This window comes from Vibrio sp. TRT 2004 (genome assembly GCF_050113735.1).
Classification (GTDB): Bacteria; Pseudomonadota; Gammaproteobacteria; order Enterobacterales; family Vibrionaceae; genus Vibrio.
The window spans coordinates 1-8,321 of the sequence record NZ_JBNJOH010000076.1 but is presented as its reverse complement, the minus strand read 5'-3'; the positions used below and the strand labels follow the sequence as shown (position 1 = coordinate 8,321).

The 8,321-nt window shown below is 39.3% G+C and carries 6 protein-coding genes; all 6 read left to right on the top strand.

Features of this window, described 5'->3' with window-relative positions; genetic code table 11:
* Window positions 1-191 precede the first annotated feature (191 nt).
* The 6 genes from ACQEXR_RS19340 to ACQEXR_RS19315 all read left to right on the top strand — a co-directional run bounded on the left by ACQEXR_RS19340 (window position 192) and on the right by ACQEXR_RS19315 (window position 7,927).
* Window positions 192-1,421 (top strand): tyrosine-type recombinase/integrase, encoded by a 1,230-nt coding sequence (locus ACQEXR_RS19340; RefSeq protein ID WP_180803460.1) that lies wholly within the window; start codon window positions 192-194, stop codon window positions 1,419-1,421.
* A 102-nt stretch (window positions 1,422-1,523) separates the two neighbouring features.
* Window positions 1,524-3,527, top strand: a complete 2,004-nt coding sequence (locus ACQEXR_RS19335; RefSeq protein ID WP_427020951.1) for a hypothetical protein — start codon at window positions 1,524-1,526, stop codon at window positions 3,525-3,527.
* 88 nt (window positions 3,528-3,615) lie between these two features.
* Window positions 3,616-5,394 carry a hypothetical protein gene (locus ACQEXR_RS19330; RefSeq protein WP_140078500.1) on the top strand — a complete coding sequence of 593 codons (1,779 nt, stop codon included), beginning with the start codon at window positions 3,616-3,618 and terminating at the stop codon, window positions 5,392-5,394.
* A 31-nt stretch (window positions 5,395-5,425) separates the two neighbouring features.
* A complete protein-coding gene (locus ACQEXR_RS19325; protein ID WP_140078501.1) occupies window positions 5,426-5,836 on the top strand; it encodes a hypothetical protein in 411 nt (136 codons plus the stop codon).
* Window positions 5,837-7,195: a hypothetical protein gene (locus ACQEXR_RS19320; protein ID WP_140078502.1), complete on the top strand. Its 1,359-nt coding sequence runs from the start codon at window positions 5,837-5,839 to the stop codon at window positions 7,193-7,195. It begins immediately after the preceding gene.
* A gap of 387 nt (window positions 7,196-7,582) precedes the next feature.
* A complete protein-coding gene (locus tag ACQEXR_RS19315) occupies window positions 7,583-7,927 on the top strand; it encodes a hypothetical protein (RefSeq protein ID WP_140078503.1) in 345 nt (114 codons plus the stop codon).
* The last annotated feature ends 394 nt before the right edge of the window (window positions 7,928-8,321 follow it).

The following is an 8,321-nucleotide window of genomic DNA, read 5'->3' as shown; positions in this document are numbered from 1 at the left end:
CTAATAATCAGTAAATTAATCTTTGATTATCTTACTGATTATTAGGTATTTTATGCACCCTAGATGTCATCTTTAGAAATCCGTTTTAGAAAACTGATTCAATTCTAAAACGTACATAAAAGTTAGAAAAATAGTTAGAGTAATCTCTCCAAGTGCTGTATGGTTACACAGTGACTTCAATGGAGAGAAAAATGCTAAGGCTAGTCAAAACCTCACCTACAATTCCGATCTATAAAGATACACAAGCAATCATTGACGAAAATGGTGAGGCTAAGGTATCCACTCATGGCACTCCAGTTAACTATCAAGGGTTGAAACTGTTATACGATGATAATGAACCAATATTCATCGCTAACGCTTACCTCCTATACCTCAGAATTTCAGTTAATAGAAAAGACATATCTCCTACTGAGCGAGCACTCAAATCTTTCTTCCAAGTCATGCATGAAAATAACTTAAAGTGGGATGAACACTTGTATGTGGATGATGACAAAAACCCTATTTTCTCCTATCGAAATGTGTTGCAAGCGAATGTTGATAACGGGCATTACACTGATGAAACTGCTAGCAACTACTTAGGATGTATTCGAGGTTTTTATAAATTTCTCAAGAAGTTCTTTTACATCGATCAACTGCCCTTCGCAATTACTGGAACCAATGCATACGGCAAAGATATTACTGATTGCACAATCAAGAAGCTAAGCAAAGAAACAAAGTTAAGACCTATTAGTGACAGGCATATTGAGTACATATTCGAACATTTGTCACTGATCCCACTCGAAGCTCGATTAGCGATGCTTCTCTCCCTTTTTAGTGGACTGAGGCGAACTGAATCAATCACTCTTAGAAAGCGCCACATAGCGATCCCTAGAAGTTTTGAAGGCGAAACCTTATCCGATATATCAATAGGTCGGAAAACTGGAGTTAAAACCAAAAACGGAAAAGAACGGAATATCTCTATTCCTTTTCGAATCGCTCAGCTTTTTAATCAATATCACAACAGCCTTCGCTACAAAGAAAGATTGAGTCTTTGGCTTGAATTAGAAGACGTTGAGAGTGAACGCGACCATCCCGCCCTGCTAAATCGAGAGGGTGAGATTTACAATCCCAATACAATCAACCGTTACTGGTCGATTATCGCAAATAAAATTATGGACGAAGATGATCCACGGTTTTATCACGTTTGGCATCACTTACGAGTAACATTTGGCTGTCGAAAAATGAGCACGTTACTAGATCATGGCTTTAGTTATAGCCAAGCCTTAGTGCTTTTGAAAGAAGAGATGGGACACAGCAATATATCAACAACACAGCTCTATCTAACTCACTGGACGGGTAATCAGGCTAGCAGAGAGATGATTGATGTTATGGGGGATTTGGTTGAAAAAATCATGGACAACAATGAATTATGGATAGCATAAGTGGATAAAGTAATAGTAATTCAAGGGAACAAAACGGTTGATCTCATGGTGGATTACAAAGGTGTCTTGCATGAGAGTGAGATCATCATATTGTATGAATCAATGAAAGAGTTTGAACCTAGACTAAACACTGGTCTAAGGCAGACCCTCAATCGATTGATTGCACACTCAGACGAACAAGCACCACCGCTAAGCTATGAGAATGTTAAGTCCTACCTATTAAGCATCAATGAGCAATTGGAAGCTGGCGACAGCGGAAAGCGGGTATATCGAGCTAACCTAAAAAAGTTTTTCACTTCGATTAACTTTGGGGATGAGATTACTCACTTAGTATCTGAGCGGAAGGGGCGTAAGCGAAAATTTGAAGCAACACCATCGGAAAGAGTACCGTTGGGTAATACAGAGCGTCGAACTAGCTCGTACAAGGCAAAGCATAAATCCCTAGGTTTGAGCTGCGAGCAAGCTCAACTGCCATCGGAGAGTAACGTTTCAAAGCTTCACCCATTAATATTAAAGTTGAAAAACTCCAACAATAAGTTGGTAACTATCGACTTGCGAGAAGACTTTGATTCCCCCTTTATCAGCGACTCTGAGCTTCAAAAATACGCAAAACACATTCATGACAGTCCTCTGAGGGACGCATCAAAGGTTACTTACCTTGGTGCTTTGAAGCAACTAATCCAATACAACAACGAGGTTACAAAGCGTCCTGAGTTTTACAATAAAGAGTCTTTTCAGTCTTTTATAGCGTCTTTATACGATGAGATGACAAAGGGAGCGAAGATAAAGCCAGAAAGTATCGAAAGAAAGCAAGCTTACTTAAGTGCTGGCTTCGAGCTAATTGGTCTACCTAAAATACTGAGGGCTGATAGGTTCAAACTGAAAACAGGCGGAAACGATTTACAAACCGATAACTACGATGACACTTCTTGGATAGCGACTATTCGAGCTTTGATACCAGAGCATCAACGTCTGTATAAACAAGTTTGCAATAACACCATGTCTTATGAGCAGGATTTTAACGACTTCATTTCTTGTTCATGCTTATTGCTGACGGTCTATACAGCGATGACCTTTGCTGAACTCAATTCTTTGATTTATGAAGAGTTCGACACTGAGTACTCAAAACTCGGCTCAAAAGATTTTGTTTTTAATGCTATTAAGTATCGCTCTAGTAAGTCAAATGACTACAACAGTTTTGTTGCGAGAAGAAGCTCAAAAACCCTTGTGGTGCGTTTGATGGAGGTTATTGAGCAAACTAAGAAGAAATTTGGCATTCAGTCACAGCAAGTATTGTTTTACCTGCATGGCAGTGAAGCGACTGAAATCTCATCACATGATGTAGGTCTTTTTGCTACAAAACTAGTTAAACGAAATCGGATTTTACAGGGGCTGCTTAACAAGCGCTCTAAATACAAATTAAATCTGCAACGATTACGTTCATCAGTAATTCACAGGATTTCATCTCAGCGAGGTGAAGCTAGCGGAGTTATTGCAGGGCGACATAGGTTATCAGTCCATCGTGGATACAACTACTCGAAGGTCAGTAATGAAACGGCACACAAGGAAATGACCCAGACAGCTCATGCGCTAGAAAAACACGCAAGAGGAATAAAGATTAGCATTGCTGTTGAAGAGGGAAAGAACCTTTATAACCCCAAGATTATTGACGAAAAAGAGAAACAAGAATCTGGAGTGGCTGATCTAAAGAACGGTGGCACATGTAAAGGTTTAGAAACTGCTGAAAGCAAAGAGTTTCAAAAGAGCCTAGACAGGAACCCGCTGCTTTCTGATGAAGATAAGAAGCTGATGGGCTGTGGGTTCATCATCAAGTGTTTTGGGTGCGCAAATTTTGCTGTTGTAGATGAAGTGAACGACATCTGGAAACTGCTTTCTTTCGAATCTATTTTAAACGACTCAATTAATTACCATGTTAGCTTCGCTCACTTTATCGAAAAGCAGGGTGAATTGAAGGGAAAGCTCCAAATTATCAAAGGCAAACTCACTCCAAAAAAATTAGCGACGGCAATTAAGAAACTTGATAAACAAGGCTTGCACCCGCTTTGGGATGGGATGTATGCCGTATTAGATAAGATGGATATCTAAATGCTCGCCACCTAAACAAAACACATATTTCGTTAGACAAAGCTGTAGTTTTGCTTAATACATTACAATACTGACAACAGGAAAGTTGATGTCCTTACTTAATTACGAAGATCTGTACAGTGGTAAAGATTGCATCCTCGATGGCGGGGAATCGATTAATCAATTTAAAGCTAGAAAATGGTCATTCGAAGAATATAACTTAGATCATTCAGATGCGTCTGTATATTATGTGTCTTGGAAACCTGAGTATGAAGACATCCCAATTTATCGTGATTTAAAGGTTCGATCAGCATACCTGCTATATGGTTCGAATGACAAACTATTCACCTCGAAACTCAGAAAAAAGAACGTGACTCTCAGGGCAATCAGGCTCTGCCAAATGCTTGTAAAGGATATCATTGATAATTGGGAAGTGGTGCCTGATACGCTAGCAGCACTAGCGCACCCGATTTTCTTTGAGAAGGTTAAAGAGTACCTAAGATCCAGAAAATACTCTCAAACCTCATGCGAGGGGCATCTAACAAGTTATACGACATTAAGCGATGCTAATGACTTCTTGCCTTCGAACTTGCAACTAGTCTTTCCCATCCAGAACCGTAACGCTTTGGCTAAGGAATTAGCAAATGGAGGCACAGGCAACCATCCCACCATTATCCCAGAGTTATATGGACAAACGCTCGGCAAATTAATTGAATTAGTCGAGTGGTATCACATACAGTTCACCAGTGACGGCAAGCCTCAACTTGGACAAATGGGTTCGCCACTAGATCTTGTGGAATTTCGCAGGGTTGCCATTGGTTTAGGCTATACAACATGTATGGCGTTTAGTGGAATGCGAGTGAGTGAAGCAGTGTTTTTACACGAGGCTTCTTACGAAACGGTCGATTTTGAAGGGGTAACCACTTCACTTCTGAATTCATCCACGGTGAAATTGGAGCAAGGGGCTGTTAGAGAAGATGTCTGGGTTTGTGCTGAAATTTGTGAAAAGGCAATAGAGGTCATTGGATTAGCGAATGGTGGTGACTGGAAACACTTGCCAACTAATTACAATAAGTTGGGGATAATTAATCTAAATAAGTCCAATCTAAATAGCTGCCTTACTCAATTCAAAGCTCAACACTTGCAGCCAGAGTATAAGAGAGAATGGGATACTTCTTATAACTTACTAAACAGTAACGTCAATAATGACCCACGAAAGTTAAGGGAAGACGGGACGTTCTACTGGAATTTCATTAACCATACTTGGCGCAGAAGCTTTGCACATTTTGCTGTGGGTAACGATCTATCTTGCTTAGGTGCCTTAAAGCAGCAGTTGAAACATATTTTCATTGGCATGTCTATGATATACACCTCGACTAGTGATGTGCTTGCTTTGATGCAAGTAAAAACAGACCCCAAGCTGTTGAGGGAATTGGATGCAAGCCGAAAAACCTATAACGAAAAGTACCTGTCTAAAGTGGTTTCTGGTGCAGCGTCAGGAGGATTTGCGGAAAATCTAATGGTTGAAGGGGAGCCAAGAGTTTTAACTGATAAGGAGTTTGCCTCTTTAGAGAAAAACAACCATACAGCGTCACGTTCTACAGGGTTTGGTCGGTGCTTTGGTAATGAGAAATGCTCAGTATCACATGTTTTTCAGCCTAGCTCTTGCGTATCTAATGGTTGCGAGAACCTAAGCATCACGAGAGAAGAGGCTCAGCGTTGGAAGAAGTTGCATGATGCTTGCGTGAAACTTATCAGTAAAATGCTTGCAAATAGCACAATCAACAAACACACGTTAGGTCGTGAGCTTAGTGACTTGCGAGCGGCGGAGCATGTAATGAGGAAGCACAATATTGAGTTCACTGAGTTCGTAATTACGCCATCGTAAAAGAAACAAAATCTACAACAGGATTGGTGATATGACTAGAAATGAAAAAAAACTAAGAGCAGCACTGGAAGAGCTAAAGCAAGGCGGCGCTAAAATCAATCCGTCTGCTGTAGAGAAAAAGGCGGGCGTATCGAACGGTTCTTTAAGTTATTACACCGAGCTATATCATGAGGTACTTAAGCTTAAGGCTGATAAGTCAGAAAAGAAGACTGCAAGAGAAATTAGAACTGAGACTTTGAAGAGCAGCAAGAACAAGGCACTGAAAGCCAAGCGTGAAGCTCAAGCGGAGCTGTCTGAGTTGAAAAAACAAGTTAAAGTGGAACGCATGGAACACGCCGATGCTATTGCAAACCTCACTTGGGCGCTTCATAAGGCACAACACAAGAGAGTCTTGGAGGACATAAATACAGCAATTGGAATCAAAAAATTAGGGAAAGATTAGATGGGAAGTTACGCATACGATTACCTGAACGATTCGTTGTTACTGGATAGTTCGTTGATTACTCGTCTCTACACTGGGATCTCAGACACAGCTCTAGAGAAAGAACTGAGTAATTACCGCGAGTACTGTTTGAAAATGCTTCCAGAGACCAGGAACAGCATAAAGGCGAAAAATACTGTTCGTTGCATGGCAACCGACACAATGTCACAAGTATCTCGTTTAAAACAAGCAGCATTGTATTTGGAAGAAGCTGTTGTAACTGACCCAGTATTTAAACTAACCGATTTTAGAACGTCAGCCACAGAAGCCTTGACATCTTTCATGGGAATGGCGTCAACACCTAAAGTTGATCGTCAAAGTCTAGCTAAAGCCGCTATAAAACTAATTGAGTTACGACCATTGGTAGTTGGTGGTTATGTTAAGCTTTATCCTGTTAGTTTTGAGTTAGAACGAGGTGCTGAAATTCCAATCATATGTTCTGATGTTGGTTTTGAAGACGTTCTGCCTAAACATATTTTGGATGAGTATAAAGCAAGTGCTGATGTTAGAAGTGTTGAAAATGACAATGGTCGCATACTCGTAATGCGTGACCTATATCCATGCCGCCAGATTAGCATTCATTTTAAAGGCATGGAGGAGGGATTCTGTATGGCTTATATGCTTAATCCAACAGAATTCAAACCAACAGAAGAAGCAAACAGATACACGATTATTCAAAAGACATCGTCTGTTCCTCCTGAGAAGGAGGACTTCATTCAATGGGTAAAACAGTCTGTGAATCAAACAGCAAGAAACCATTTCATTGATCTTAACAAACGACTTACATTAAGTAATTCCTTAGAGTGTATGTTCGGTACTGAGCACCCCTTTGAAAGCCATCTATTGAATATCAATGCTAGCGAAAGTGACATTAAATCAAATGCTTTGAATTGTACTTTACAAATGGATGTACCATTTTTGGACAAGGTTTCGTCGGAGGATTTAATGTCAATACGAAACAATGATGGTTCAGCATTCCATTCGTTTCGTGCAGAACTGGAAAAAGGCTTTCGAGCAGCAAGAAATGAACCTGATCCAAAACGTGTTCGCACGATCATTGAAGATACACAACATGAGCTGTTTGAAGTTCAAATGCGACAAATAACGCCACAAATGAAGCACATTAAGAAAGTTCATTTAACTGATGTTGGTATTGCTTTTGCGGGTTTGGGGCTAAGCTTGGCAACAGCGGGAACAAGCTTATTAGCAACTGCGCTCGCTATGGCACATGGGTACAAGTCCTATAGTGATTACAAATCGAAGATGACAGCAAATCCATGTCATTTCTTATGGAATGTAAAACAAAAGGCGAAAAAATAGTTATTCATAAGAATTAACTGACGCGAATGGAACAGCATAATATACCGAATATACGTAGAACATAGCTGTCAAGAAGTTTTTTTATCACTTACTAAGTTGGATCGAAACGAATTATGAGCAGACTTACTAAGATTAACCAAGTTCAATCAGACAACAAAATATGTAACCTAATAAATCAACATGATGTTTCTACGGTAATGTCAGAACTAGGCATTTCTCCAGAAAAGTTTCAAGTTCAGAAGTTACAAAATCATTGTCGTTTGACGAATTGTGAACCATGTCCTTTCGAGGGAGTTATCGCATCAGTCTCTAAGCTAGAAAGTGACTTTTAAAATAGGAATAGAATTAGTTACTTAACTGGATATTACTAAATCTAAAGGAGGGCGAATGAAGCGTCTAATACCAATACTTCTTGCTTTATCTGCAAGTACTCAAGCAGAAAACTTAAAGCTAAGCTGTTTCTTTGATCATGACTATACTAGACCCAATGGTATGAATATTGAGGTAAACCTCTTTAACGATGAAATTACTGTAAAAGACAGCATGACGGAACATACAAGTAATTATGAGATCAAGAAAAAAAGTCCTAACTCATACACTGGTCTCATTTACTATTCAGCGTTTCAAAACCATGTAGTGCTTACAAAATTGAATGACGCTGAGTACAGTTTGGCAAGTGCTCAAACAGAAGGTGGTCTACTTAATTCTGCATCTTATTATTACTGTAAGTAATCCCAAATAAGGAACCAATATTTGGTATGCCGATAAGGTGAGAAGATGCCGCACCTTGATGATTTTTACAAGGAAAGCTAAAACTTGAAATCATAGCGTAGTGGCAAAATTTGTAGTTATTAGAAAAATACAATAGCTCTAGTGAAAAACAACATAACCGATTGAAAAAACAAGTAATCGTTAGTAGAGATCTATTTAACTTTAGTTAAATAGATCTTCTGATAACGTAGTTTATGGTAAATAGATTATGGTTAAATTAGAAAAGTAGCTTTCAGGGCAGTTACCATAAGGCTTTTCTAAGGATTTTTCTAACATCTAATATCAGGGGTGTTTATGGTAAATCAATTATGTTGAATAACTTAGGCGATAAACGCAGTAGAGTAAGTCAAACGGG

Bases quoted from the DNA above. Each gene is read 5' to 3' on its own strand.
- ACQEXR_RS19340 (WP_180803460.1), top strand. From the start codon at position 192: ATGCTAAGGCTAGTCAAAACCTCACCTACAATTCCGATCTATAAAGAT.
- ACQEXR_RS19335 (WP_427020951.1), top strand. From the start codon at position 1,524: ATGAAAGAGTTTGAACCTAGACTAAACACTGGTCTAAGGCAGACCCTC.
- ACQEXR_RS19330 (WP_140078500.1), top strand. From the start codon at position 3,616: ATGTCCTTACTTAATTACGAAGATCTGTACAGTGGTAAAGATTGCATC.
- ACQEXR_RS19325 (WP_140078501.1), top strand. From the start codon at position 5,426: ATGACTAGAAATGAAAAAAAACTAAGAGCAGCACTGGAAGAGCTAAAG.
- ACQEXR_RS19320 (WP_140078502.1), top strand. From the start codon at position 5,837: ATGGGAAGTTACGCATACGATTACCTGAACGATTCGTTGTTACTGGAT.
- ACQEXR_RS19315 (WP_140078503.1), top strand. From the start codon at position 7,583: ATGAAGCGTCTAATACCAATACTTCTTGCTTTATCTGCAAGTACTCAA.